Origin of the sequence: Pseudomonas sp. EA_65y_Pfl1_P113 (genome assembly GCF_963970525.1) — a bacterium.
Lineage (GTDB): Bacteria > Pseudomonadota > Gammaproteobacteria > Pseudomonadales > Pseudomonadaceae > Aquipseudomonas > Aquipseudomonas tritici.
Map to the genome: position 1 here is coordinate 1 of NZ_CAXAQM010000632.1, position 441 is coordinate 441.

Annotated in this window: 1 protein-coding gene; it reads right to left on the bottom strand. The window is 63.5% G+C overall.

The window, feature by feature from the left end; genetic code table 11:
• On the bottom strand, nt 1-345 hold a 345-nt coding region (locus AACY52_RS31465), incomplete at its 3' end, for a Mur ligase family protein (protein ID WP_339561571.1).
• Nucleotides 346-441 lie beyond the last annotated feature (96 nt).

Here is a 441-nt window from a genome sequence, read left to right on the forward strand (position 1 = left end):
ATAGCTGGAAAGCTCGAGCACATAGACGCCCCCTTCGGGCAACGGCTCCTGCTCCAGGATCGGCAAACCGATATTACCGCCCAAGCGCGACGGAACGCCGGCCGTTTGCAGGATGTGATCGATCAACGAGACCGTGGTCGATTTACCGTTGGTGCCGGTGACGCCCACCACCTTGTGCGGCGGCAAAGCGGGCCGCGCCTGCGCGAACAGCTCGATATCGCCGATGATCGGCACCCCTGCCGCTCGCGCCTTGGCCGCGACCGGATGGCGGTTGAGCGGCACGCCGGGCGACACGACAAGCGCGTCGAAACCGGAAAGATCGATCGTTTCGGGATCGGCGAACACCAGAGTCTCCCTCTCCCCCTTGGGGAGAGGGTCGGGGAGAGGGGCAGTATCAAGCGCGCCCTTGGCCAAACACGCAAAATGGTCTATCTACTTGGT